This is a genomic window from Sorangium sp. So ce1036, assembly GCF_051369805.1.
Taxonomy (GTDB): Bacteria; Myxococcota_A; Polyangia; order Polyangiales; family Polyangiaceae; genus Sorangium; species Sorangium cellulosum_F.
The window spans coordinates 1783174-1808229 of sequence record NZ_JBBMOX010000001.1 but is presented as its reverse complement, the minus strand read 5'-3'; the positions used below and the strand labels follow the sequence as shown (position 1 = coordinate 1808229).

Annotated in this window: 19 protein-coding genes; 13 read left to right on the top strand and 6 right to left on the bottom strand. The window is 71.7% G+C overall.

The genetic code is table 11. The annotated features are described in order from the left end of the window. The first annotated feature begins 45 nt into the window (after positions 1–45). The 4 genes from WMF31_RS06690 to WMF31_RS06675 all read left to right on the top strand — a co-directional run bounded on the left by WMF31_RS06690 (position 46) and on the right by WMF31_RS06675 (position 6506). The gene (locus WMF31_RS06690; RefSeq protein WP_436601122.1) at positions 46–1260 is read left to right on the top strand and encodes an FAD-dependent monooxygenase; all 1215 of its coding nucleotides are present in this window, start codon (positions 46–48) and stop codon (positions 1258–1260) included. A 513-nt stretch (positions 1261–1773) separates the two neighbouring features. Then, a complete protein-coding gene (locus tag WMF31_RS06685) occupies positions 1774–2763 on the top strand; it encodes an L-threonylcarbamoyladenylate synthase (RefSeq protein WP_436601121.1) in 990 nt (329 codons plus the stop codon). Between the two features lie 205 nt (positions 2764–2968). Further along, the gene (locus tag WMF31_RS06680; protein ID WP_436601120.1) at positions 2969–4189 is read left to right on the top strand and encodes a YcbK family protein; all 1221 of its coding nucleotides are present in this window, start codon (positions 2969–2971) and stop codon (positions 4187–4189) included. Between the two features lie 259 nt (positions 4190–4448). Next, entirely contained in the window at positions 4449–6506 is a 2058-nt protein-coding gene (locus WMF31_RS06675) for a PrkA family serine protein kinase (RefSeq protein ID WP_436601119.1), read from the top strand. A gap of 48 nt (positions 6507–6554) precedes the next feature. Here WMF31_RS06675 and WMF31_RS06670 read toward each other — a convergent pair whose 3' ends face one another. Both WMF31_RS06670 and WMF31_RS06665 read right to left on the bottom strand, forming a co-directional pair. Beyond that, on the bottom strand, positions 6555–6818 hold the full coding sequence (locus tag WMF31_RS06670) for a hypothetical protein (protein WP_436601118.1): 264 nt from the start codon (positions 6816–6818) through the stop codon (positions 6555–6557). A gap of 49 nt (positions 6819–6867) precedes the next feature. Beyond that, on the bottom strand, positions 6868–7623 hold the full coding sequence (locus WMF31_RS06665) for a PP2C family protein-serine/threonine phosphatase (protein WP_129352631.1): 756 nt from the start codon (positions 7621–7623) through the stop codon (positions 6868–6870). 131 nt (positions 7624–7754) lie between these two features. Between WMF31_RS06665 and WMF31_RS06660 the strand changes: the two genes are divergently transcribed. Continuing rightward, the gene (locus WMF31_RS06660; protein ID WP_436601117.1) at positions 7755–8954 is read left to right on the top strand and encodes an FIST C-terminal domain-containing protein; all 1200 of its coding nucleotides are present in this window, start codon (positions 7755–7757) and stop codon (positions 8952–8954) included. A 30-nt stretch (positions 8955–8984) separates the two neighbouring features. On the opposite strand, the gene WMF31_RS06655 is transcribed toward WMF31_RS06660, so the two are convergent. After that, positions 8985–11363, bottom strand: a complete 2379-nt coding sequence (locus WMF31_RS06655; protein ID WP_436601116.1) for a protein kinase domain-containing protein — start codon at positions 11361–11363, stop codon at positions 8985–8987. A 112-nt stretch (positions 11364–11475) separates the two neighbouring features. On the opposite strand from WMF31_RS06655, the gene WMF31_RS06650 reads away from it, so the two are divergent. From WMF31_RS06650 to WMF31_RS06635, 4 genes are all read left to right on the top strand, one after another. Then, positions 11476–12528: an ABC transporter ATP-binding protein gene (locus WMF31_RS06650; protein ID WP_436601115.1), complete on the top strand. Its 1053-nt coding sequence runs from the start codon at positions 11476–11478 to the stop codon at positions 12526–12528. After that, a complete protein-coding gene (locus tag WMF31_RS06645) occupies positions 12525–13331 on the top strand; it encodes an ABC transporter permease (RefSeq protein ID WP_436601114.1) in 807 nt (268 codons plus the stop codon). Before WMF31_RS06650 ends, WMF31_RS06645 begins: the two co-directional genes overlap by 4 nt. Positions 13332–13336: 5 nt before the next feature. Continuing rightward, positions 13337–14122, top strand: coding sequence for an ABC transporter permease (locus WMF31_RS06640; protein ID WP_436606528.1), 786 nt, complete (start codon positions 13337–13339; stop codon positions 14120–14122). 150 nt (positions 14123–14272) lie between these two features. After that, positions 14273–16162, top strand: coding sequence for a PAS domain-containing protein (locus WMF31_RS06635; RefSeq protein ID WP_436601113.1), 1890 nt, complete (start codon positions 14273–14275; stop codon positions 16160–16162). A 23-nt stretch (positions 16163–16185) separates the two neighbouring features. Here WMF31_RS06635 and WMF31_RS06630 read toward each other — a convergent pair whose 3' ends face one another. Further along, positions 16186–16659 carry a response regulator gene (locus WMF31_RS06630; RefSeq protein ID WP_436601112.1) on the bottom strand — a complete coding sequence of 158 codons (474 nt, stop codon included), beginning with the start codon at positions 16657–16659 and terminating at the stop codon, positions 16186–16188. A 301-nt stretch (positions 16660–16960) separates the two neighbouring features. Between WMF31_RS06630 and WMF31_RS06625 the strand changes: the two genes are divergently transcribed. Next, positions 16961–18487: a sensor histidine kinase gene (locus WMF31_RS06625; protein ID WP_436601111.1), complete on the top strand. Its 1527-nt coding sequence runs from the start codon at positions 16961–16963 to the stop codon at positions 18485–18487. Positions 18488–18559: 72 nt separating this feature from the next. Further along, positions 18560–19942 carry a sigma-54-dependent transcriptional regulator gene (locus WMF31_RS06620; protein ID WP_436601110.1) on the top strand — a complete coding sequence of 461 codons (1383 nt, stop codon included), beginning with the start codon at positions 18560–18562 and terminating at the stop codon, positions 19940–19942. 15 nt (positions 19943–19957) lie between these two features. Here the strand turns inward: WMF31_RS06620 and WMF31_RS06615 are convergent, their stop codons facing one another. Next, positions 19958–21397 (bottom strand): hypothetical protein, encoded by a 1440-nt coding sequence (locus WMF31_RS06615; RefSeq protein WP_436601109.1) that lies wholly within the window; start codon positions 21395–21397, stop codon positions 19958–19960. Between the two features lie 106 nt (positions 21398–21503). Between WMF31_RS06615 and WMF31_RS06610 the strand changes: the two genes are divergently transcribed. Beyond that, on the top strand, positions 21504–21899 hold the full coding sequence (locus WMF31_RS06610) for a PAAR domain-containing protein (protein WP_129356949.1): 396 nt from the start codon (positions 21504–21506) through the stop codon (positions 21897–21899). Positions 21900–21960: 61 nt separating this feature from the next. Then, positions 21961–22668, top strand: coding sequence for a hypothetical protein (locus tag WMF31_RS06605; RefSeq protein ID WP_129352655.1), 708 nt, complete (start codon positions 21961–21963; stop codon positions 22666–22668). Positions 22669–22707: 39 nt separating this feature from the next. On the opposite strand, the gene WMF31_RS06600 is transcribed toward WMF31_RS06605, so the two are convergent. Beyond that, entirely contained in the window at positions 22708–25038 is a 2331-nt protein-coding gene (locus WMF31_RS06600) for a hypothetical protein (RefSeq protein WP_436601108.1), read from the bottom strand. Positions 25039–25056 lie beyond the last annotated feature (18 nt).

Genomic DNA, 25056 nt, shown 5'->3' with positions numbered 1-25056 from the left:
CACGCTCTGCCGGCGTGCGCCGTCGATGGCTAGAGTCAAAGCATCATGACGACTTCAGCGACCCACGGGCGCCGCGTTTTGATCGTTGGACTTGGCATCGCCGGCATCGCCACGGCCCTGCGGCTGCACAGGGCCGGCTGGGAGCCCGTGATCATCGAGCGGGCCCCCGAGCGCCGCAGAGGCGGCTACTTCATCGCCCTCTTCGGCACGGGCCAGGCGTCCGCCCAGCGGCTCGGCGTGCTCGAGGCCATGGGCAACCGCAAGCACCCGCAAACCAAGACGTACGAGGTCGACCGGGCCAATCGTCGTCGCGAGGGCATGACCTTCGCCGACGTGCCCGGCCAGCCGCGCATGCTGCTGCGCGGCGACGTCGAGGATGCGTTGTTCAACGCGCTGCCGGAGCGGGTGGAGATCCGCTTCTCGACCGTCCCCACGGGGATGGCTCCAGGAGGTCGCGGCGTCGATGTCACGATGACCCACACGAAGACCGGCGAGACCGTGACCGAGCACTTCGACCTCGTGGTGGGGGCTGACGGAGTGCGCTCGACCGTCCGGAGGCTCGTCTTCGGCCCGCACGAAGATTTCCTCTACCCGCTGAATTACATGATCGGGGCGGCCATCCTGAGCGAACCCGTCCGCGGCTATCACCTGCATGATGGGCTGGTCCTTGCCGAGGTCGGGCGGTCGGCGTGGGTATTCCCCTTCGCGGACCACAACCCAGGCCTGCTCTTCTCCTACCGCGTGGACGACATCGATGCGCAGTTCCGGATGCCCCCCATCGAGTCGCTGCGCAGGGCTTACGGACCAGAACCAACAGGGCCCGTGCTGAGGCAGCTCCTCGACGATTTCGCGGCCGCAGACGAGTACCTGTTCGACTCGGTCAACCAGGTTCGCATGCATTGCTGGCACAAGGGGCGGGTCGTGCTGGTCGGCGACGCTGCGTGGTGCCTGACGCTGTATTCAGGGATGGGCGCTTCGACCGGCATGGCCGGGAGTGAGCTTCTGGGCAACATGCTGGAGAAGTACCCTGACGACGTGGGACGCGCGCTCGTCGCCTGGGAGGAGAAGCTGCGCCCGTTCATCACGAGCCTGCAGGCCGACGGGCTGAGGATGAGGGCGCTCTTCACACCGTCCGGGGAAGCTCAGCGGATCCTGCGCGCGGCGTTCGTCCGCCTCGCCAGCTCGCCCGTCTCGCGCCCGATCTTCCGACGACTGACCAGCAATGACCAGCTGAAGATGCGCGACATCGTCGCGCAGTAGGTCCCTCTGTCTCGCGTGTGGTCGTCGCCACCTCCAGCGACAACGCCGATTGAGTGGTTGGAGGTGTTCGTCCAAGTGGTTGGCGAACAGTCCTCGCTCAGAGATCCGCTGCACCGCGACGATTTCGCTTGACCGAGGCGACGGCGCCGTGGCCGCCGGCGTGCTCCGCGACCGCTGCGGCTGCAGCGGCGCAGGGGGCCGTGGCTCGCATGCAGCGGCGCCCTGGCCAGCGAGCGCTGCGAGCTCGCCGGCGTCGACCTCCACGCCGCGACCGCTCCGCACGCGCGGACCTCGACGCCGCGGCCGCGCTGCCAGCTCGGGCGCCCTGTGCGGTCGCCGGTGCATCGTGGGCGGGGCGCTCAGCCGGCCATGAGGCTGAAAGCAGGCGCTGATCGAACGCGGGCGCGGGTCGCGCACGGCGCCGTCGGCCGCCGCCGCCTCGGCGCTGCCCCGTGGCCGCCCCGTCGGTTTTCGTTTGCCTCCCGCGCGCCCGGGCAACATGGACCGCCGCGCATGCGAACCGAGCGGCTCGCCGCGGACGCGGCATCCATCGCACGGGCTGCCGAGATCCTCCGCCGCGGAGGGCTCGTCGCCTTCCCCACGGAGACCGTGTACGGGCTCGGCGCGCGCGCGGACGACGCGCGCGCCGCGCGCGGCATCTTCGAGGCGAAGGGCCGGCCTCCCGGCAATCCGCTCATCGTCCATGTCCCCGACGTCGCGTCCGCCCGCGCGCTCGCGGCGAGCTGGCCTGCGGACGCGGAGCGGCTCGCGCAGGCGATGTGGCCCGGCCCCCTCACCCTGATCGTCGCGCGCCGCCCCGACCGCGTCGCCGACGAGGTGGCGGCCGGCGGGCCGACCGTGGCGATCCGGGTGCCCGTGCATCCGGTCGCGCGCGCCTTGCTCGACGCCGTCGGGCTGCCGATCGCCGCGCCGAGCGCCAACCGCTCCACCGCGATCTCGCCGACCACCGCCGAGCACGTCGACAAGAGCCTCGGCGGGCGCATCGACGCCATCGTCGACGGCGGACCGACGGCGTTCGGGATCGAGTCCACCATCGTCGACATGACGAGCGCTCCGGCGCGGCTGCTCCGCCCGGGTCACGTGTCCGCCGAGGCCATCGCCGCGCTCGTGCCGCTCCGGACGCGCGCGGGGCTCGTCACCGCGCCGGACGCGCGCGCCCCGTCCCCGGGCACCCACGCGCGCCACTACGCGCCGCGCGCGCGCGTCGCGCTCGTCCCCGTGGACGCCGTCCGCGGCGAGGTCGAGCGCGCCGCCCAGGCGGGAGCGCGCGCCGGCGCCATCGAGCGCGGCGCCCGCACCGTGGCAGGGCCGCACGCAGAGCTCCTCCCCGCCGATCCCGGCGGCTACGCCGCGGCGCTCTACGCCGCGCTGCACCGCCTCGAGGACGCCGGCTGCGACGTGATCGTCATCGCCGCCGTCCCCGACGCTCCGGCCTGGGACGCCGTACGCGACCGCCTGGCGCGCGCCTCGGCCGCGCCCTGATCGGCCATCGCCGCGGCGCCGCGACCTGCACGCTGGATTGACCATCGCGGCGCCGGGCAGCCCCCCACCCCCCCGGCGCCCACCCGGGCGCGGGTAGGTTTTCACCCACCACGCCCGCGGTTTGTGGCAAATCTGGGCCGCCCGCTCGCCGGGTGCGCCGTCTTTCCCTGGCCCGGTCCGTTCTCCTCGTCGTCGTCGTCGACCCATGCCGGCAACGTCCCGCACCGCCGCCCAGCCCCTCGCCGCCCTCCTCGGCCTCACCGCCGCGCTCCTCGCCGCCCCGCCGCCCGCCGGCGCGAGCCTGCTCGACGAGCCCCCGAGGCGCGCGACCTTCGACCTGAACGAGACCGTCGCGCCGGAGCTCCCGCTCCTCCGCGCCTTCCGCAACGCCGCCATCGAGCGCCCGGGGCCGCTCCGGCTCTACATGAGCAGCGCCTACGGGAAATGGCAGCACCAGCCGTGGTGGCAGCTCGCCTGGGGGGGCGCGCGGGCGCACGCCGACGACGCCGACGACGCGCTGGGCGAGCGCGGGCTCGCCGCCGCCGCCGCCCTCGGCGCCCCCGCCTTCGCGAGCGCCCACGCCCCGCTCTCCCCGCTCGCGCTGCCCGGCACCCTCCACCTCGACCCCGCTGCCCCGACGTGGCTCAACCCGACGTGGCTGAAGCGGCTCGATCCGGGCTTCACCCCGCCCCCCCTCGAGACCACCGGCCCGAGCCTCCTGTCGAACGGCTTCGACCTGCTCTGGGACCCGCCGAAGCAGCAGCCGCCCTCCCCTCATTGCCAGCGGGGCCCGGTCCAGTTCGCGCGGTACGGCGGCGAGCACGACGCCTTCGAGCTCGTGCGCTGCGACGGATCCGTCGCCCCCGGCGCGCTCGATCGCCTGTCGATCCTGGCCCGGCCCCCGGAGGCGCCGGATCCGGGCGAGCTCTTGCCCGACGAGCCGGACGAGGGCACCTGGCAGCGCGCGCTCGAGTGGGTGCCCCACGTCCGCCTCGTACATCCGCGCCTGCTCTGGGCGCTCCAGCAGATCGCCGACGCCTTCCCGCGCCGCGGGATCTACCTCTACAGCGGCTACCGGCCGCGCCCGTCCGGCGACAGCCCGCGGGCCCGCGGCAAGCGCTCGGGCGGCCACCACAGCCAGCACGCCGAGGGGCGCGCGGTCGACATCGCGGTCCGGGGTGTTCCGAACGCGGCGCTGTTCCGGTTCTGTCGCACGCTCAGCGACGTCGCCTGCGGGTTCTACCCGAACAGCAAGTTCGTCCACGTCGACGTGCGCCGCCCCGGCACCGGGCGCCTCTTCTGGATCGACGCCTCCGGCCCCGGCGAGCCGTCGCGGTACGTCGACGCCTGGCCCGGCGTCGTCGAGCGCGGAGGGCTCTCCTGGGGAGCGCAGGGAAGCCCGTCCGGCGCCTCCTCATCCCGCTGACGCCGCCTGCCCGAGGGCGCCGGCGCGCCGCGCTCGTGTCCCGCGTCCGCGCGCCGCGCGCCGCGATCGGGGAGCGATCCGCGCCGAGCGCGGACGCTTCGCGGCGCTGTGGCCTTGCCATGGCGTGATCGGTGTTAAGCTTGGATTCCCCACCGGGCGCGCGGCGCAAGACGGGGACGGAGATCGGCGCGCCGAGCTCTGCTCCCGCACCTCCGGCGGCCTTGGCCGCCCCGTGATCGCCCTGGAGAAAAGGTGCGAAATGGGCGAGTTGCGGACAGGGATGGTTGAGAAGATAGCGGCGATGCAGGACTTCGCGCTCTACCGCGATCTCGCGTGGGAGGGCACGTTCGAAGACTACCTCCAGATCGTGCGCCAGAACCCGCAGGTCACGCGCAACGCGTTCCAGCGGGCGTACGACATGATCATCCGGTACGGCATCGAGGAGTACACGGACAACAAGAAGAAGCTCATCCGGTACAACTTCTTCAAGGACGAGATGCACGGCGGCGCCGACGCCGTGTACGGGCTCGACATCCCCCTGATGCGGCTCGTCCACGTGCTCCGGGCCGCGTCCGAGGGGTACGGCCCGGAGAAGCGCGTCATCCTGCTGCACGGCCCGGTCGGCTCGTCGAAATCCACGATCGCCCGGCTCCTCAAGAAGGGGATCGAGCACTACTCGACCACCCCGGACGGCGCGCTCTTCACGTTCGACTGGGTGAACCTCGACGACGTCGGCATGGCGGGGACGGAGAGCTCCCGCTTCAAGTGCCCGATGCACGAGGAGCCGCTGCGCCTCGTCCCGCCGTCCTGGCGCGAGCGCGCCGTGCGCGAGCTCGGCCTGTCGAGCCCGCAGTTCCAGGTCCGCGTCGAGGGCGACCTCGACCCGGCGTGCCGCTTCATCTTCAACCGGCTCATGGACAAGTACGGCGGCGACTGGTCGAAGGTGATGCAGCACGTGCGCGTGCGCCGCCTCGTGCTCAGCGAGAAGGACCGCGTCGGCATCGGCACGTTCCAGCCGAAGGACGAGAAGAACCAGGACTCGACCGAGCTCACCGGCGACATCAACTACCGCAAGATCGCCGAGTACGGCTCGGACTCGGACCCGCGCGCCTTCAACTTCGACGGCGAGTTCAACATCGCGAACCGCGGCATCGTCGAGTTCATCGAGGTGCTGAAGCTCGACGTGGCGTTCCTCTACGACCTGCTCGGCGCGTCGCAGGAGCACAAGATCAAGCCGAAGAAGTTCGCCCAGACCGACATCGACGAGGTCATCATCGGCCACACCAACGAGGCCGAGTACAAGAAGCTCCTGAACAACGAGTTCATGGAGGCGCTCCGCGACCGCACGATCAAGATCGATATCCCGTACATCACCAAGGTGTCGGAGGAGATCCGGATCTACGAGAAGGACTTCAACAAGGAGAAGATCCGCGGCAAGCACATCGCCCCGCACACGCTCGAGGTCGCCGCGATGTGGGCCGCGCTCACCCGGCTCGAGGATCCGAAGAAGCACAACCTCTCGCTCGTGCAGAAGATGAAGCTCTACGACGGCAAGGTCCTGCCCGGCTACACGCAGGACACCGTGAAGGAGCTCCGCAAGGAGGCGTCGCGCGAGGGCATGGAGGGCATCAGCCCCCGCTACGTGCAGGACAAGATCTCGAACGCGCTCGTGAACGACCTCGGCGAGGGGACGATCAACCCGTTCATGGTCATGAGCGAGCTCGAGAAGGGGCTGCGCCACCACTCGCTCATCACGAGCGACGAGCAGCGCAAGCGCTACGCCGAGTGCATCGGCATGGTGAAGCGCGAGTACGAGGAGATCGTGAAGAACGAGGTGCAGCGGGCGATCAGCGCCGACGAGGACGCGATCCAGAAGCTCGCCGCGAACTACATCGACTCGATCAAGGCCTACACCCTGAAGGAGAAGGTGAAGGACCGCTTCACGCGCGAGGACGTCGAGCCGGACGAGCGGCTGATGCGCTCGATCGAGGAGAAGATCGACATCCCCGAGAACCGGAAGGACGACTTCCGCCGCGAGATCATGAACTACATCGGCGCGCTCGCGGTCGACGGCAAGAAGTTCGAGTGGCACACGAACGACCGGCTGCGCCGCGCCCTCGAGCTCAAGCTGTTCGAGGACCAGAAGGACGCGATCAAGCTCCAGACCCTCGTGTCGAGCGTCATCGACAAGGAGACGCAGGAGAAGATCGACATCATCAAGACGCGGATGATCAAGTACTTCGGCTACAACGAGGTCTCTGCCCGCGACGTGCTCGACTACGTGGCGAGCATCTACGCCCGCGGCGACACGAAGTGACCCCGGGGCGGGGCGCCCGCCAGCGCCCCGCACCTGGCCGCGCGCGGGTCAGCCCTCCCGCCTGAGTTTGGCGATCTCCCGTTCCAGCGAGGCCACCGTCCGCTTGAGGTCGCGGACCTCCTCGGCGGTGGCCAGGCCCATCGCCCGGGCGAACGTCTCCTTCTGCTCCGCGGTGAACGACGAGACGCGCCCCGGCACGCTCATCGCCGTCATGAAGAGCCGCATGAACCGCTCGTCCTGCATCAGCTTCGCCACGTTCGGGTTCGCGGCGAGCTTCATCCCCTCGGTGACCAGTCTGTCCTTCAGCGCCATGCGGGCAGACTAGCCGAGTTTCGACCGGGCGCGCCCCTCCACGGGCGCCTCAGCCCACCTCGACGAGCACCGCCGTGATGTTGTCGCGCCCGCCGCGGCGGTTCGCGAGATCGATGAAGAGATCGACCGCCCCCTCCCCGCCCTGCGAGGCGATGCTCGCGATCTCCTCCTCGGTCTGCAGGTAGCCGTGCAGCCCGTCGGAGCAGAGCAGGTAGCGATCGCCCGGCTCCACGGCCACGATCGAGGTGTCGACCTCGACGTAATCCCTGTTGCCGACCGCGCGCGTGATCACGTTGCGGTGCGGCGAGCTCCTGGCCTCGTCGGCGGAGATGAGCCCGTTCTTGATCTGCCACGCGATCAGCGTGTGATCCTCGGTCATCTGCACGGCGGTCCCGTTGCGCACCTGGTAGATGCGGCTGTCGCCGACCTGCCCGGTCACCAGCGCGCCGCCCACCACGAGCGCCGCGCTGATCGTCGTCCCCATGCCGCTCTTGTCCCGGTCGAGCTCGGCGATCGCGAAGACCATGTACGTCGCCGCCTGGATCGCGCCCTCCAGGATCCGGAGCACGGCGCGCGCCTTGGGCTGCGTCAGCGGCTCGTCGCGATCCCCGATGGCGGGCAGGCCCCGCTTCACCATGCCGTAGATCGTCTCGACCGCCTCGGCGCTCGCGACCTCGCCCGCCGCGTGGCCCCCCATCCCGTCCGCGACGACGTACAGGCGGAGCTCGTCGTCCCGGAAGAACGCGTCCTCGTTGGCGCGCCGGTGGCGCCCCACATCGGTGCGACCGAAAGAACGGATCCTCATCGAGCTTGCCCGGTCCTTATCGCCGCCCCGTGAGGAGAGCCCCGAGGCGTCGGCGCGACTTTCGCACGATAAACTCCTTCAGCCGGCCCTGTCGAGTGGGCGACGGCTCGGTTACGATGGATCGGCCAGCCATGGCACGAAGCTTCGCCGCCACCTGTGGGCCGGAGGGCCTCCACCACCACCTGGCCGACCTGCGCAGCGCCGTCCCGTCGGCGTCGGGCGGCGTCGTCTTCGTCTCGGGGCAGCTCGCCCAGCGCGCCTCGGGGGTCGCAGAGCTCGTCCGCAGCGCCTGGCGCGGCGTCCCGGCCTGCGTCGTGCCGGCCGCGGGCGTGCTCAGCGAGCGCGGCGAGATCGAGGGGGACACCGGCGCGAGCGGCGTCCTGTGGGCCGGCGGGCAGGTCACGCCCTTCGCGGTCCCCGAGGGCGCCCGGGATCCGGGGCGCCGCCTCCGCGAGGCGCTCGTCCACCTCATCGGCCAGCGCTCCGCGACGGCCATCCTCTTCGCCCGGCCCGGCTCGTTCGCGCCCGAGGCGCTCGAGTCGCTCGGCGCCGCGGTGCCCGGCGCCTGCCTGTTCGGCGCGGGGACCGCGTCCGGCCCCGCCATCGGCGTGACGGCCCAGGGCGAGCTGCTCGAGGGCGCGACGACCGGCCTCGCCATCACCGGGTTCGCGCCGCCGATCGTCGACGCGTCGCCCGCCGCGAGGCTGCTCTCCGGCTTCCACCCCGTCGAGGAGGCGAGCGGCGGCGTCGTGCTGCGCGCCGGCGGGCGCTCGGCGCTCGAGCTCCTGTCGGCCGCGACCGCGGCGCTCGGCGAGCAGGCCAGCGCGCAGCCGCTCGTCCTCGCCGCGCTCGAGGGCCCGCCCGGGGGGCCGCAGCAGCGCGCCGCGGAGCCCGGGACGGCCGGTCACGTCGGGCACGTCGGCGATGTCGGTTACGTCGGCAACGTCCGTTACGTGCTGCGGCCGATCCGCGGCGTCGACCCGTCGCGGCGCGGGATCCTGATCGGCGACGAGGCGCGGCCGGGCGTGCGCCTCGCGTTCGCGGTGCGCGACGCGGCGGCGGGCCGCGCGGGGGTCGACGCGATCGCCCGGCAGGTCTCCCAGAGCGCGCTCGGCTCGGCCCCGCGCTTCGCCCTCTACCTGACCTGCGCCGGGCGCGGCCAGCGCCTCTACGGCGCCCCCGACGTCGAGGCGCGCATCCTGCGCCAGCGCTTCGCCGACCTGCCGATCGCCGGCATGCACTCGAGCTTCGAGATCGCCCCCGGGGCGCCGGGTCAGGTCAGGCTCGCCCTCTACACCGGCGTGCTCGCGCTCTTCCGCGCGCCGAGCTGAGCGGACTCGGGGGCGTTGGGGCGAGCCACGTCAGCGCTCGTGGTACACGGCGACCACGGCCTCGGCGCGCCGGGTCACCTCGGCGCGGATGGCCTCGAAGCGCGGCGTGTCGCGCACGGGGTCGAGGACGGGGCAGCGGTCGATCCAGATCCGATCGAAGAGGCCGTCGGCCAGCGAGAGATCGAGCGCGGCCAGGGCGAGCTCCGGCTTGTCGAGGAAGCCCGCGAACTCCGCCTGGATCTGGCGCATGAACGACGTGCGGCGCAGCGCCGCCGCCGGGGAGCTCGCGCCCGGCTCCGGCGCCGGACGGACCTCCGACAGCCGATCCGAGAGGAGCTCCTCGGCGAGCCGCGCGAACGCCGGGGAGATGCCCGGGAACGCCTCGGTCACGCGCCCCTGCGCGAGGTCCTCGACCACCGCCGGATCGCGCAGCCAGAGCGCGCGGCGGATGTGGAAGATGGTCGGGCCCGAGCCGCTGCCCGACTTCCCCAGCCGCTGGATCACCTCCTCGGCCTCCGACCAGCGGCCAAAGAGCGCGTGGGCGCGCGCCAGCGCGTGCACCGCGAGCACCACGTCCGGATCGCGCGCCATCGCGGACTGCGCCAGCCGCGCGCCCTCCTCGTACGCGCCGCACTCGATCAGGATGTGGCCGATGAGGCCCTCGACCTCGGCGTTCCCGGTGCGCCCCGCGCGCGCGGCCCGGAGCTCCCGCATCGTGCCGACCACGTCGAGGCGCTGGAACCGCACCGACGCCATCGCCAGCCGCGCGTCCGGGAGATCGGGCGCCGCGGCGACCGCGCGCGCCGCCGCCTGCGTGGCCAGGTCGCCGCCCCGGTCGGTGAAGAACCAGAGGCGCGAGCGCGCCAGCGCGTACGCCGACAGGATCATCGGATCGTCGGGCGCGCGCGCGAGCGCCTGCTCGAACAGCCCGATCGCGCGCTCCTGGTGCTCCGGCCAGAACCTCCGGTACTCGTGGCGCCCGCGCAGGAAAAGATCCAGCGCGATCGGGTCGCTCGGCGCGGTGCGGCTCCGGGCGGCCACGTCCAGCGTCAGCGCCGCCGCGACCGCCTCGGCCACCTCGTCGTTGATGCGCAGCACCTCGGCCTCGGGGCGGTCGAAGCGCTTCGCCCAGAGCTGGAACCCGTCGGTGACGCTGACGAGCCGCGCGCTGATCCGCACCATCCCGTCGCGCCGCCGCACCGACCCGCCGACGACGACCTGCACCCCGAGCTCGCGCCCGAGCTCGCGCGGATCGAGATCGGCGCCAGGGCGCTGCGGTATCGTCCCGCGCGGCCTCACCCGCAGGCCCGGGGTCATGGAGAGCGTGTCGATGAGATCGTCGGTGAGCTCCTCGGCCAGGTACGCGTCGGACAGGGCGCCCTGGTTGACGAATGGGAGGACCGCGACGCTCTTGCCGCCCGGTGTGATCACCCCGGAACCGGACATGGACGGCCGCTCGGGCGCGGGCGCGATGGGCGGGGGGACCGTGGCCGGGCGCGTGAGCGAGGCGAGCTCCTGCGCGACGCTGTCGACCGACGGGTACCGCTCGTCGCGCGAGCGCGCCATGCAGCGGACCACCACGCGCACGAGCGCCTCGGGCAGATCGGGGCGCTTCTGCCGCGGGTCGGGGGGGTCGGCGACGAGCCGCGCGGCGGCGACGGCGAGCGGCGCCTCGCCCTGCCAGGCGCGCTCGCCCGTGAGCATCTCGTAGAGCATCGCGCCGAGCGCGTAGAGATCGGCGCGCTCGTCGATGTCCCGGACGCCCTGCACCTGCTCGGGCGCCATGTACGCCGGCGTCCCGAGGACGGCGCCCAGGGTCTTGCTCGCCCCGCCGTCCGGCGTCAGCGCGCGCGCGATCCCGAAGTCGGTCAGGACGACGCGCCCGTCGCGCGCGAGCAGCACGTTGTCCGGCTTGAGATCGCGGTGGATGATGCCGGCCCGGTGCGCGGCCCGGAGCCCCGCGCAGACGCTCTCCACGATGTCGAGCACGCGGCACACGGGGAGCCGCCCGCGCGCGAGCAGCGCGGAGAGCGGCTCGCCGTCGATGAACTCCATGGTCAGGAACCGGTCGCCGTCGTGCTCGCCGATGTCGAAGACCCGCGCCACGTTCGGGTGCGTGACCTTGCGCGAGAGCCGCACCTCGCGCCGGAACCGCTCGATCACCTCGGGGGCGCCGCTGAGCTCGCGGCACAGCACCTTGACCGCGACGATCTCGTCGAGCTCGCGGTCGCGCGCGCGGTACACGCTGCCCATCCCGCCGACGCCGACCAGCCCGAGGAGCTCGTAGCGGCCGGCGAGGACCTGCCTCGGGCCGGTTGACGCGGCGTTCGCAGGCTCGGCGCCGCCCCCGGCGCCGCTCTCCGGCTGCGGGAGCGCCTGGGTTGTGTCGTCCTTGAGGCTTTGCGGCATCGGGGAATCCAGGCGACCGTTGTCCCCCCCGGATCAGGCTAGCCCAGGACGGGCAGGGCGATCATCCGTCGTCGCAGAGATCCAGCGGGAACGGTGCTAGGCTGCACCGTCCATGGCAGCGGCGTCGAGCGCCATCGCAGTCGAGTCCCTCTCCAAGACCTACCAGGTCCACGAGCGCGCCGCGGGGTTCTCGGCGACCGTGCGGTCGGTGTTCCGGCGCCGCACCCGGGTCGTCCACGCGGTCGAGGACCTCTCGTTCTCGATCGCGCCGGGCGAGCGCGTCGGTTTCCTCGGCCCGAACGGCGCCGGCAAGACGACGACGCTCAAGGTGCTCTCCGGGCTGCTCCACCCCTCCGGCGGCCGGGTGCGGGTCGCGGGCTTCGTGCCGCAGTACCGCGAGGCCGGCTTCCTGAAGCGGATCACGCTCGTGATGGGCCAGAAGCAGCAGCTCCTCTGGGACCTGCCGCCCGTCGAGACCTTCGCCCTGAACCGCGCCATCTACGGGATCAGCGACGCGGAGTTCCGGGAAACCATGGCAGATCTGGAAGAGCTGCTGGGGATCGCCGAGATCGCGGCGAAGCCGACGCGGCAGCTCTCGCTCGGCGAGCGCATGAAGTGCGAGCTGGCGGCCGCGCTGCTGCACCGGCCGGAGATCCTGTTCCTCGACGAGCCGACGATCGGGCTCGACGTGTCGATGCAGCTCGGCGTCCGCGAGTTCGTGCGCCGCTACAACGAGCAGCGGGGGGCCACGATCGTGCTCACGTCCCACTACATGGACGACGTGGCGGCGCTCTGCCCGCGGGTGATCGTCATCGACAAGGGGCGGCTGCGCTACGACGGCGATCTCGCGTCGCTCGTCCGCAGCGTGCGCCCGCACAAGCGGATCGCGCTGCGCTTCGGGGGGCCGGTCGACCGGGCGCTGCTCGAGCGCGTCGGCGCCGTCCTGTCGCTCGATCCGGGCCGGGCGGTGCTGCAGGTCCCGCAGGAAGAGCTGCGCCAGGCGATGAGCTGGCTGCTCGGCCAGACGGACATCGCGGACCTCACGGTCGAGGATCCGCCCCTGGAAGAGGTCATGCGCGAGCTCTTCGCCGGCGGCGACGGCGAGGACGCCCGCGCGGAGCCCGCGGGCGCGCCGGCGCGCGCCGGGGGTGAGGCCGCGCCGTGAGCGGGATCGAGCGGGCGCTCCGGGCCTTCCCCACGTTGCTCCGCGTCGGCCTCGCGGCCGCGCTGGCGTACCGGGCCGAGATGCTGATCTGGATGCTCACGACGACGATGCCGCTCGTGAGCCTCGCGCTCTGGTCGGCGGTCGCCGAGAGCGCGCCGGTCGGCCGCTTCGGCGCGGACGACTTCACCGCGTACTTCCTGACGATCCTCATCGTCCGGCAGCTGACCGGATCGTGGCTCGTCTGGGAGATGAACATGGAGATCAAGAGCGGCGTCCTCTCGCAGCGCCTGCTCAAGCCCATCCACCCGCTCATCGCCTACGCCGCCGACAACCTCGCCGCGATCCCGCTGCGGGCGGCGCTCTGCCTGCCCATCGCGATCATCGCCCTCGCGGTGACGTCGGGCGACAGGTTCCACCCGACGTTGCCCGAGGTCGGGCTGTGGATCGCCTCGCTCGTCGGCGCCTGGCTGATCAACTTCTTCACGATGGCCCTCATCGGCTCGCTCGCGTTCGTGATCGAGAGCTCGACCGCCGTGTTCGACGTCTACCTCGCGGCCTTCATGGTCTTCGCCGGCTACCTCGTGCCGCTCGAGCTCTTCCCCGCGTGGCTCGGCGACGTCGCGCGGGTCCTGCCGTTCCGCTACAGCCTCGCGTTCCCGGTCGAGCTCATGACCGGCCTGCTCGATCCGGGCCGCGCGCTCTCCGAGCTCGCCGTGCAGTGGGCGTTCGCGGCGGGCACCGCGGCCCTCGCGCTCGTCGCGTGGCGCGCCGGGGTCCGGCGGTTCTCGGCGTTCGGCGGGTGAGCGGCGTGCGGTACCTCCGGCTGCTCGCCACGCAGCTCCGCGTGTCCCTCGCGCTCGGGATGCAGTACCGGTGGGATTTCCTGCTCGGCGCGGTGATGACCGTGGTCTGGACGCTCGTCGGGCTCGTCCCGCTCCACATCGCGCTCGCCGCCCGCCCGCCGGTCGACGGCTGGACGTACGAGCGGGCGCTCGTGGTCGTCGGGTGGTTCACGCTGCTCAAGGGCGTGCTCGAGGGGGCCGTGAACCCGTCGCTCCTCAGCGTCGTCGACCAGATCCGGAAAGGCACGCTCGATTTCACGCTGCTCAAGCCGGCGGACGCGCAGTTCCTCGTCTCGACGGCCCGGTTCGAGGTGCGCAAGGTCGTGGACGCCGCCGCCGCCGTGGCGATCTTCGCCTACGCCTTCACGAAGATGGGCCGCGCCCCCGCGCCCGCCGACATGGCGCTCTCGCTGGGCCTGCTCGTGACCGCGACGCTGGTGCTCTACTCCATCTGCATCCTGGTCATCTCCGCCGCGTTCTGGGTCGTGCGGCTCGACAACCTGGCCTACCTCTTCAACTCCCTGTTCGACTTCGCGCGCTGGCCGGTCACGGTCTTCAAGGGGTTCTGGCGCATCGTCTTCACCGTGATCGTCCCGCTGGCGCTGATGACCACCTACCCCGCGGAGGCGATGCTCGGCACCATCGCCTGGCGCACCGCCGCGGCCGCGGCGCTCGGCGCGCTCGCCTTCGGCGTCGTGGCGCGCGCGGTGTGGAAACGAGCGATAGGGCGGTATACGTCGGCGTCGAGCTAGCCAATTCCGCGAGGCGCGCGTGAGGGCGTGATTTCGCTGGCGTCCTGTTCCGACCACGGTTGAAATCGGGTTGCGCCGCGCGGGGAGCTCGGGCAATTGCCCGCACGCCGCGAGGCGGACGACGCTCGGGCACCGGAGGAGGAGACAGGGGTGAAGAACGGAGACGGGCTCGCGCTCGAGGAGCTCGGGCGGAACCTCCTTGAAGCCACGGTCACGGAGGAGGTGGTCCGCGGGCGGGTGACAGCCCTTCTTCCGCTCGCGCGCCGCGAGGAGAGAGCGCTCAACGTCCTCGGGAAGGATTCACGCCTGACCGTGGAGCCAGCGGCCGGCAACGTGGTGGTCACGCGCGGGCTGAGCGGGGCGTTCGAGGTCTCGCTCCCGCACACGCTGACGGTCCGGGTCGAGACGGGCGAGGTGACCGCGGCGCACGAGCTCGGCGCGACGATCGTGCTGCGCATCACGCCGACGCCGCGCGCGCCGCTCGCGATCTTCCTCGACGTCGCGGAGCCGGTCCCGGAGTCCGTGTCGCTCACCGAGGCGCCGGCCCTCGCGAACGATTACCTGCGCGGCCGGATCGCGGAGGAGATCCGGAAAGAGCTGCTCCGCCTCACGCGCGCCCGGATCGCGGAGACGGTCGCCGAGCGCACGATCGACCTGGAGGCGCTGCTCGGCCGCGCGCTCGCGGCCGGGCCGGGCGCGCACGACGCCGCCCCGCCGAGCCGCGTGCGCGGGGCGGGCGCGCGGCCCGCCGCGCCCGGGCGCCCGCAGGGCGATCGGGAGGGCGAGATGGATGCGCAGCTCAGGTTCTTCGGAGACGCCCTGTCCCTCCAGGTGTGGACCGCGCTCCCGGACGGCACGCTGAGCTTCGTGAACCGGGCCGCCCTGGATTACCTCGACCGCACGGAAGAGCAGATGACCGGCGACGGCTGGATCGCGGTGCTGCACCCGGATGACGTCCAGAAGGCGATCGCGGAGTGGCCGCGGAGCCTGGAGACGGGGCAGCCGTACGAGGTCGAGGTCCGCCTCCGGCGCGCGGCCGACCAGAGCTACCGGGAGCACGTGGTCCGCGCGCTGCCGCAGCGCGATCCGGCGGGGAACATCACCCGGTGGCTCGGCCACAACATCGATGTGTCCTACATGCGCCGCACCGAGGCCGCCCTGCGGCGGAGCGAGGCGCGCTACCGGCTCTTCGCCGAGGCGTCGAACGAGGGCGTCTGGTTCTGGGATCTCCGCGAGGACACCATCGAGTGGAGCGATCGCATGCTCGAGATGATGGGGGTCCGCCGCGAGGCGTGGGGCGGGACCTTCATGGACTTCTTCGAGCGCCTGCACCCCGACGACCGGAGCGCCATCCAGGACGGGCTGAGGGCGCACCTCGAGGAGCGCCGGCCGTTCGACGTCGAGGTCCGGCTCCGGCACGGGGACGGCGAGTACCGGACGATGCGCACCCGCGGCAAGGCGGAGTGGGACGAGAAGGGCGTGCCGTTCCGGATGGCCGGCGGCGCGCTCGACATCACCGAGCAGAAGCGGCATCAGGCCATGCTCAAGGAGCGGCTCGAGATCATCGAGCAGCAGCAGGAGGCGATCCGGGCGCTGTCCACGCCGATCATCGAGGTCTGGAAGGGGGTCCTGACCATGCCCGTGCTCGGCGTGCTGGACGCGCAGCGGTCCCAGCAGATGATGGAGGTGCTGCTCGAGGCGGTGGCGCGGACCCGGTGCCGCCACGCGATCATCGATCTGACCGGGGTGAGCGCGCTCGACACGACCACGGCCGATCACGTCCTCAAGCTCATCGACGCGGTCGCGCTGCTCGGCGCGCAGGGCATCGTCGTGGGCATCCGGCCGGAGGTGGCGCAGACGGTGGTGTCGCTGGGGCTCGATCTGTCGCACATCAAGACGCTCTCGAACCTGAGGGAGGCGCTCCTCTTCGCCATGCAGTCGAGCGGGGTGTCCGTCCGGCGGCGGCGGCGCGGCGCGGGCCGAGGCCGCGGCGGCGCGGACGACGCGGGGCGCGAGGGGGCGCGCGCGACCGCGCGGTGAGGGCGGCGCCCGCCCGGGCGGGCTCACCCGCCGCTCTCCGGCGGCGGCCGGGCCGCGAGCACCCGGCACAGCACACCGCGCAGGTCGTCGAGATCGAACGGCTTGTCGAGCACCGCGACCGCGCCCAGGGAGCGCGCCAGCGCGTGGGTGGAGCTCTCGCCGAAGGCCGTGATCAGGACGACCGGCGGCCGGCGCCGCACCTGCGACAGGCCGGCGAGGACCTCCATGCCGGTGAAGCACGGCATCTGGATGTCGCTCACGATCGCGTCGACCGGCGCGGGCGGCTCCCGACCGCTGAACCACGGCAGGAGGTGATCGAGGAGCTCCAGGCCGTTCCTCGTCTCCACGACCTCGAAGCCGTCCTGCTTCAAGATCGAGGCCAGCAAGGCGCGCATCTCGTCGTCATCCTCGGCCACGAGCACCCGGCGACCCGCGCCGTACGGACCGCTGGGCGGCGAGGAGGACCGCTCGCCACTCCACGCGTCGATGAGGCTCATGCGACAGCTCCTTCCGCAGGCTGCACCGGACGGCTGAGGCCGGCAGCCGCACGCCGGGCCGTTGCGCCCGACGATTGACGCATTGCGTGCGGATGCGAGCCCTTCCGTTGCTGCGCGCCACGCTTTGCACGACGCATGCCTCCCTCCGCCGCGCAGGCCTCTCTCTGCCGCGTCGTCGAGCGGCCCTGTCCAGGGGAGTTTTGCCCCACCGGGGAAGATCGGGGCGGCCCCCGTCACCCCTCGCCCCGCGCGCGCGCCCCTTGAGGATGCGCACGCCTCCTGCAATCTCCTCCCTCACCCCATGCGGCTCGCCAGCAAGCTCACCCTCGCCCTCGTGTTCGTGATGTGCGCCGTGCTGAGCCTCTACGGCTACCTCTCGGTCCGGCGCGAGCGGGCGCTGTTCGAGGCGGACATGCGGCGCGACGAGCACCTCATCGGCCTCGCGCTCCGCACGGCCATGGTGGAGATCTGGCGCCGGGAGGGGCTGGACGAGGCGCTGCGCGTGCTCGACGAGGCGAACGAGCGCGAGGACGGCGTCCGCTTCCGCTGGGTGTGGCTCGACGCGCCCGCGGGCGATCGCTTCGCGCCCACGCTGCCCGCCGCGGAGATCGCGGAGCTCTCCCGCGGCACCGAGGTCTTCCGGGTGCAGCGCGAGGACGACAGGAGCGGGCGCTTCTACACGTACGCGCCGGTCGGCGTGGACCCCGCGCGGGTCGGCGCCATCGAGATCTCGGAGTCGCTCGAGGAAGAGGAGGCGTACGTCCGCGCGAGCGTGCTCAACACCGTGACCACCCTGGTCGCGCTCGCGGCGTTGAGCGGGCTGCTGGCGATGATCTTCGGGCAGATCCTCGTCGGGCGCCCCACGCGGCGGCTCGTGGACAAGACGCGGCGCATCGGCGAGGGCGAGCTCGGCGTGCCGCTGCTGTTGCCGCAGCGGGACGAGCTCGGGCAGATCGCCCACGAGATCAACGCCATGTGCGAGCGCCTCGCCGAGGTGCAGGCGCGGGCCGCGCGGGAGACGGCCGCGCGCATCGCCGCGATGGAGCAGCTCCGGCACGCGGACCGGCTCACGACCGTGGGCAAGCTCGCCTCGGGCATCGCGCACGAGCTCGGCACGCCGCTCAACGTGGTGGGGGGGCGCGCGAAGATGATCGCCCGCGGCCTGCCGCAGGAGGAGGCGGCGGAGAGCGCGCGCATCATCGCCGAGCAGGCGGACCGGATGACCCGGATCATCCGGCAGCTCCTCGACTTCGCGCGCCGGAGGAGCGCGCAGAAGGCGCCCGTCGATCTCGCGCAGATCGCGCGACAGACGCTGCAGCTCCTGGAGCCGATGGCGCGCAAGCGGAGCGTCGCGCTGCGCCTCGACGACGAGGGCCTCTCGCCGGCGCGCGCCGAGGTCGACGCCGCGCAGATGCAGCAGGTGCTCACCAACCTGGTGATGAACGGCATCCAGTCGATGAAGCAGGGAGGCGAGCTCGTCGTCCGGGTCGAGCGGGCGCGCGCGCGCCCGCCGGCCGATCACGGCGGCGAGGAGGGCGAGCACCTGGCCATCCGGGTGATCGACCAGGGCGAGGGGATCGCGCCCGCGGACATCCCCCGCCTCTTCGAGCCGTTCTTCACCACGAAGGACGTCGGCGAGGGCACCGGGCTCGGGCTCAGCGTCTCCTACGGCATCGTGCGCGAGCACGGCGGCTGGATCGAGGTGCAGAGCGAGCGCGGCAGGGGTTCGACGTTCACCGTGTACCTGGTGGGCGGCGGCGAGGAGGCGGCGCCGGCCGGCGAGGAGCCCGCGCCGCGCGGGGGCGGGCTGGCCGGGGCGGCGGCGTAGCCGCGCCGGGCGGCGTGGCCGCGCCGGGCGGCGTCCTGGCCGCGGGCGGGGCGCTGTACTACGCGAGGGGTGATGGGCAGGCGAGCGCTGATCATCGACGACGACGAGGCGATGTGCGCGTGGCTCGCGGCGGACCTCGGGGCGCGCGGCCTCGAGGCGGTCACGAGGACGGCTCCGGCGGAGGCGCTCGCGCTGCTCGAGGAGGACGAGGGGTTCGACGTCATCCTGACCGACCTGAACATGCGCGGCATGGACGGGATCGCGGTCTGCGGCCGGGCGGCCGAGATCCGGCCGGACGTGCCCGTGGTGGTCATCACCGCGTTCGGCAGCATCGAGACCGCGGTGCGCGCGATCCGCGCGGGGGCGTACGACTACGTGACGAAGCCGGTCGACATCGAGGCGCTGGCGCTCACGCTGGAGCGGGCGATCGCGCACCACGCGCTCCGGACCGAGCTGCGGCGGCTGCGCCGCGCCGTGGCCGCGCCCGGCGCGTCCGAGGAGCTCATCGGCCGGAGCGCCGCGATGCGGAACGTCCGCGACCTGATCGAGCGCGTCGCCGACTCGGACGCGACGGTGCTCATCACGGGCGAGAGCGGGACGGGCAAGGAGGTGGTCGCGCGGGCGCTGCACCGGCGGAGCCGCCGCAAGGACGGGCCGTTCGTGGCGGTCAACTGCGCGGCGGTGCCGGAGTCGCTGATCGAGAGCGAGCTGTTCGGCCACGCGCGGGGCGCCTTCACCGACGCGCGCGCGGCGCGGCCGGGGCTGTTCACGGAGGCGAACGGCGGGACGCTGTTCCTCGACGAGATCGGGGAGCTGCCGCTGTCGGCGCAGCCCAAGCTGCTCCGCGCGCTGCAGGAGCGGCGGGTGCGCCCGGTGGGCGGGAGCGCGGAGGTGCCGTTCGACGCGCGCATCGTGGCCGCCACGAACCGCGACCTGGACGAGGCGGTGGAGGAGCGGCGCTTCCGGGAGGACCTGTATTACCGAATCAACGTGGTCCACGTGGAGCTGCCGCCGGTGCGCGCGCGCGGCAGCGACGTGCTCCTGCTGGCGCAGCGCTTCATCGAGGACTTCGCGACGCGCTCGGGCAAGGAGGTGACCGGCGTCTCGCCCACGGCCGCGGAGAAGCTGCTCGCGTACTCGTGGCCGGGCAACATCCGGGAGATCCAGAACTGCATCGAGCGGGCGGTGGCGCTCACGCGGTACCGGGAGATCACGGTGGACGATCTGCCGGCCAAGGTGCGGGAGCATCGGCCCGCGCACGTGGTCGTGGCGGCGGACGATCCGTCGGAGCTCGCGCCGCTGGAGGAGGTGGAGCGGCGCTACATCCTGCGGGTGCTGGAGGTCGCGGGCGGGAACAAGACGCTCGCGGCCCGGATCCTGGGGCTGGACCGGAAGACGCTGCACCGCAAGCTCGAGCGGTGGGAGCCGCCCGCGGGGGGAGCGAAGGGGGGCTGAGGGGGGCCGGCCACCTCAACCTCGGTCAGGGCCAGCCCGATAGACCTCGTTCCATCTCGCCATCAGCGACGGGTCCTCGGCGAAACGCTGCCTGAAATGCGCGTCGAGACGTTCTTTTTCAGCAGCACTGATGCAGTACCGGCGGAGGATCTCGTCGCTCTTCCACGGTTCGAGGACAAGCTCGCGGGTGAGCGAAGCGTGCTGTACGAGCGTGAGCGGAGGCAGCGGGGACGGAAAGCGCCACGGCGAGCCGGTCGCCGGGGCGACCGCGCTGGGGGCCGTCACGCCGGAGGGCTCCTTCGCGAAGGGCAGCGCAGGGCCACGCGGGATGGCAAGGCTCAGGGAGGTGCGGGTGAGAGCCTCGGGCGCGCGATTGACCGCCGGCCTGGAGACACCGGGGACGGCCATCGGAGAGTGGCGCCCCGGATCTGCAGGCGCAAACGGCAGCACCGGACCGCGCGGGACGTCGTCGGGCAGCGGCGCGGTCCCGGTGAGCGCCGGAGCGGCCTGGACGACCGGCGGCGACCTCGACGCGCCGGAAGCCGCGCTCGCGCCTGCAAACGGCAGCGCCGGACCGCGCGGGACGCCGTCGGGCAGCGGCGCGGTCCCGGTGAGCGCCTCGGGCGCACGAGGAACCGAGCCCATGGCAGCACCGGGCGCGGCCAGCGGCGAGGGGCGCCGCGGATCCGCGGGCGCAAACGGCAGCGCTGGGCCGCGCGGAACATCGAGCGACAGCGCGGTGCTCGGCGCGAGCGGCGCAGGTCGAGGCGGCGGTGATTCCGCGGAAGACACGCCGGAAGCCCCGGGCGCGGGCCGCGCCTCGCGAGAGCTGCCAGGGCGGTAGGCAGACGGGAGGACGAGCGGCGCTTCCCAGGCCGCGTCCACCGGCGCTGGCTCGACGCGCTCCGCGAGGGGGCGCACCGCCGACGAGGGGGTGAGCACGCCGGGCCCGATGCGGAGCTCGGGCAAGGCGGTCGTGGCCTCCGTGACGAGCTCCGCGGCCCGCTCCTGGAGCTCCGGGGAGCCAGTCATGCGCCGCGCCCAGAGGCGCGACAGGCGGGAGACATCGCTCATGCGGAGCCGCAGGCCGCTCAGCAGCTCGAAGGGAGAAGGATGGCTGGAGTAGGCCTTCAGGAAAGAGGTCCAGGCGACGAGGTCCGTGTCGAGCGGCGCGATGCGCCGAGCGAGGCGGTCCTCGGCCTCGGCGAGCCTGCTCTGGTACGAGGCGAAGAGGCCTTTGCCTTCCTGCCGAGGCGCGTCGACGAGGCGCACCTTCCACGCGGCCTCGGCGGCGGGCCAGGATGCCAGAGCGATGCCCTCCAGGGCGAGGACGTCCGCGAGCGAAACCCCTTGCGCGAGCGCCGCGCTGACCGCCGCGAACTGAGCGAGGGAGACGCCGTGGAGCACGGGCTCGCTCTCGACGTCCGGGGATCCACCGGCGGAGGGGGCGTTCACGAGGGCGATTCTAGCGAACCGGCGCGCCCTGGGGAGGAGCGCGCGGCGCCTTCCACCGTGTCGCCGGGCAGGTTACGCTACCTCGGGCGAGGTGGTCGCGATCGCGATGGGAGCGCCGGGAGCGAAGCAAGGAGATCGGGTCGTGGCGATCGACACGCACGTGGTGATGGTGCCCTCGCCCGCGGGGCCGGTGCCCACCCCCACGCCGATGCCGTTCAGCGGGCAACTCTCGAGCGAGCTCTGCTCCACCGTGTTCCTGGACGACAAGGCCGCGGCGATCAGGGGCAGCAAGGCCGTGAACAGCCCGGCGCACGCGCCCACGGCGGGCCCGTTCCAGAGGCCTCCTTCGAACGAGGCCACGGTTCACCGGGGGAGCTCGCGGGTCTTCTTCGACGGGAGAGAGGCTGCGCGCATGGGCGATCCGGCGGTGACGTGCAACGATCCCGAGGACACGCCGAACGGCACGGTCGTAGCAGAGGGAACGGTCTTCGTCGGAGGTTGAGCGGGATGCCGTCGTGCGGCGGGGCGCGTGTCCTGCGCGCCTTTCGTGGTAGCCTGCGCTAATGCTCTCGATCACGTGCGTCAACTGTCGCCGCGTCGCTCCCGCGAAGGATCTGGATGAGGATTCTGGCTTCCCCGTGTGCCGGTGGTGTGACGCGGTGTTCGAGCTCCCCAGCGCGGATTTCGACGACGCTCGCGAAGATCTGCCAGGGCTCAAGTGGTACGGCCGCCTCTCGATCCCGCCTTCGTTTTCCGTGAGCGCGCTCGACGGCGATCCATGGAATGACCGAGAGAACCAGAGACGCGAATTCGTCATGACCTGGCCGCTGGGGCACGTCGGGATGCATCGCTTTCCCAACCTACTCCTCTCGATTTTCTTGTGGTTCAGCGTCTATATAATGACAACGATCCCAAGCAAGGAAGAGATAGGCCTCCGCATCACATTTTTCTGCGCAGCGGCAATACCGGCACTCCCCGTCACCTACCTCACTCTCGTATCATTCATCAACCGCACCCATTTGAGCATCACGAACGGGCTCCTCCGTGTTCGCCATGGGCCACTTCCGTGGGCTGACAACATCACCTTGTCCACCGACGACATTCAGCGCCTCTACTGCGCACGAAAGAAGTCGCAGCGGCATAGCACCTTTTACGAGCTCAGGGCCAAGTTGCGAAGGGGGGACGTATGCCCGGTAGTATCCAAACTGAATCATCCAACCACCGCGATATTCCTCCAGCAGTGCATCGAAGACGCCTTGGGGTTGGAGTAAGGGAGCGACGAGCACGCACAGCGCACTGTGACATGTGACTTAAAGAGCGGAGATGCCGGCGCTGCCCCCTGGTCCAAACGGCGTGCTCGCAATCGACGACGAGTTCACCACCTGCCGGATGATCTCCTCGTGAAGTCCCGCCTTGGCGAGCCTGGCAACAACGAAGTAATCGTTCCTGGCGTTCGGAAGGAACCCCTCATTTGCAAGCTTCTCGAGATCCTCCATGGCGAACAGGATCGTGGCGTCGCGTGCCTCGATGTACTGGCCAAGGACCTCCTTGCGCACCGCTCGGACGAGACTGAGACAGACGTTACTGGTCTTGGTTCTTGTACTGTCCAGCGGCTCAACGATCTGCGCTACGCTCACGGCCCCCGATGCGAGCAGGCATGCGAGCGCCACCGTAGCGACGACGGGCATCACGGTGCCCCCACTCGCAAGGGCGTAGCCGGCCACAGTCGCCACTCCTAGCGACCCTACGCAGCCGAACGTCGAGCTGACCATGCCGTATCCGTCCGCCTTCTTGTAGGCCTCCCACGCTCCGAGACCTGACGAGATGGCGCCAAGAACGGCTCCAGCGAGCCCCACCCAATTGCCGGCCGTCTTGAGCGCCATCGAGACAGCATCGAGCCGCCCGACCACCGTCAAGAACGTCTCGTAGGTTCCCAGCGAGACGCTGGCGACCGCGGTGGCGTTCGACGCGAAGTCGAGCACGACGAGGTGCGCTGCCTTGTCGCCTCCGCTCGCTGCCTCGGAAATCGCGAGGATCGTGCTGATCAACCCGAGGATCACCATGGCGCCCTTCCACGGCACCGTCTGCTGCGCCGAATCCGCCATGGTCTCGCCCACCTTGAATTTGAGCCCGGCGAGCTTGTTCCGGTCGTGCATCAAGAGGGCGATCTTGACGTCGTCCTTCACATTGCCGTCCGGGAGATGCTCCACCAGGCGGTCGGCGAGGGCTCTCCACTTCTCCACATGGATCGCGGACGTCATGATCGTAGACGGGACCGCGTTCAGCTGGGCGAGCGACTCCTTCGCGAGGCGGGTGAACCTCAGCGTGGCGAAGACCTGGAGCATCGCGATGGACAGGCTCGGCGGCCCCGCGAGGTTGCCGACCACGGTCGTGGTGAGGCTCGTCCCTTTGCCGATCAGGCTGAGCGCGACCGCGGTCGGCGAATCGCCTTCGATGTCCTCGGGCTTGACCGCGTGGCCCTCCGGCATCTTATCGAGCAGCGCCACCAGGACGTCGTCGTCTCCCGGTGCGCTGCACTCGCCGAGCGCGAGGTGCCCCTCCGCCAGCGTCGCCGTCAATCGATCGAGAAGGCCCCTGATGTTCGGCTGCCCCTGGAGCAGCCCGGCGTGGCTCGCCGCCGCCCAGTCCTTGATCGCCTTGGCGTGGGCGCTCGACTCGAGCAGCAGACCCCGGAGCTTCTTCTGCTCGACCCGGAGCTCGGCCACGGCGTCCATCGTGAACTCCCGGCGCGACTTGAACAGCTCCAGCGCCCGCTGCATCTCGGTGCCCGAGCTGATCGTGATGGGCTGCTCCACCAGCAGCTTTTGCGCTCTCGGGAGGACGACATCGACGAGCTTGACGATCTCCCAGCCTTGCGACGCCATCCCCGCTTCCGGGTTCGTGCCCGACGCCTCGGCGATCGCCCTCAAGGCCCGAAGCTTGTAGATGATCTGGTATCGCGCCCGCATGACGTCCTCGGACGTCTTGAGCAGCATGCGAATGTTGGCGGCGGCGTCGGCCACCTCCTGGATGTAATGCTCGACTAGGAAGGACGGCTCATCGATCAGCCTCTTCTGCGCCCCCGGCGCCGCGACCGCCCTCGGCAGCGGCGTGAGCTTGCGCAGCACGTACTCGATCGCGACGCCGTCCTTCCTCACCCCGATGCCGCCCGGTCTGCCGGCGTAGGTCCTCCAGTCGAACCCCTCCTTCATCGTCGCGTAGCGGTACCTGGAGTTCTGCCAGTAATCGAAGAGCAGCTTCGCCGGGTTCTCGGGGCCCAGATCCGCGAGCTTTCTCTCCCCGTAAATCGTGTCCGGGTATGCGTTCGGGTCCTTCTCGCGCAGATGCTTGCAGAGCTCCGCGAGCGTGGTGACCGAGCCGGGGATGTCGCCCGGCTTGTGCCACTCGTAGAACGGCTTGCCAACGTGGAACCGCCGCGCGCGCCACGGCTCTCCCCAGCCGCTGCGATCGAGATCCACCTCGACCTCGGTCCCCGCGGCGAACGACGCGCAGCCGGGGATGCCGGCCGCCGGGATGCCGTACGGCGTGACGAACGCGCCCTGCACGTCCGGCACACCGCCGCGCGCGATCCTCTCGTCCTCGGCCGTCCAGATGTATCGAATCGACGGTAGCTTCGCCATGGATCCGTGTCCTGTGCC

Bases quoted from the DNA above. Each gene is read 5' to 3' on its own strand.
- WMF31_RS06690 (WP_436601122.1), top strand. From the start codon at position 46: ATGACGACTTCAGCGACCCACGGGCGCCGCGTTTTGATCGTTGGACTT.
- WMF31_RS06685 (WP_436601121.1), top strand. From the start codon at position 1,774: ATGCGAACCGAGCGGCTCGCCGCGGACGCGGCATCCATCGCACGGGCT.
- WMF31_RS06680 (WP_436601120.1), top strand. From the start codon at position 2,969: ATGCCGGCAACGTCCCGCACCGCCGCCCAGCCCCTCGCCGCCCTCCTC.
- WMF31_RS06675 (WP_436601119.1), top strand. From the start codon at position 4,449: ATGGGCGAGTTGCGGACAGGGATGGTTGAGAAGATAGCGGCGATGCAG.
- WMF31_RS06670 (WP_436601118.1), bottom strand. From the start codon at position 6,818: ATGGCGCTGAAGGACAGACTGGTCACCGAGGGGATGAAGCTCGCCGCG.
- WMF31_RS06665 (WP_129352631.1), bottom strand. From the start codon at position 7,623: ATGAGGATCCGTTCTTTCGGTCGCACCGATGTGGGGCGCCACCGGCGC.
- WMF31_RS06660 (WP_436601117.1), top strand. From the start codon at position 7,755: ATGGCACGAAGCTTCGCCGCCACCTGTGGGCCGGAGGGCCTCCACCAC.
- WMF31_RS06655 (WP_436601116.1), bottom strand. From the start codon at position 11,363: ATGCCGCAAAGCCTCAAGGACGACACAACCCAGGCGCTCCCGCAGCCG.
- WMF31_RS06650 (WP_436601115.1), top strand. From the start codon at position 11,476: ATGGCAGCGGCGTCGAGCGCCATCGCAGTCGAGTCCCTCTCCAAGACC.
- WMF31_RS06630 (WP_436601112.1), bottom strand. From the start codon at position 16,659: ATGAGCCTCATCGACGCGTGGAGTGGCGAGCGGTCCTCCTCGCCGCCC.
- WMF31_RS06625 (WP_436601111.1), top strand. From the start codon at position 16,961: ATGCGGCTCGCCAGCAAGCTCACCCTCGCCCTCGTGTTCGTGATGTGC.
- WMF31_RS06620 (WP_436601110.1), top strand. From the start codon at position 18,560: ATGGGCAGGCGAGCGCTGATCATCGACGACGACGAGGCGATGTGCGCG.
- WMF31_RS06610 (WP_129356949.1), top strand. From the start codon at position 21,504: ATGGGAGCGCCGGGAGCGAAGCAAGGAGATCGGGTCGTGGCGATCGAC.
- WMF31_RS06605 (WP_129352655.1), top strand. From the start codon at position 21,961: ATGCTCTCGATCACGTGCGTCAACTGTCGCCGCGTCGCTCCCGCGAAG.
- WMF31_RS06600 (WP_436601108.1), bottom strand. From the start codon at position 25,038: ATGGCGAAGCTACCGTCGATTCGATACATCTGGACGGCCGAGGACGAG.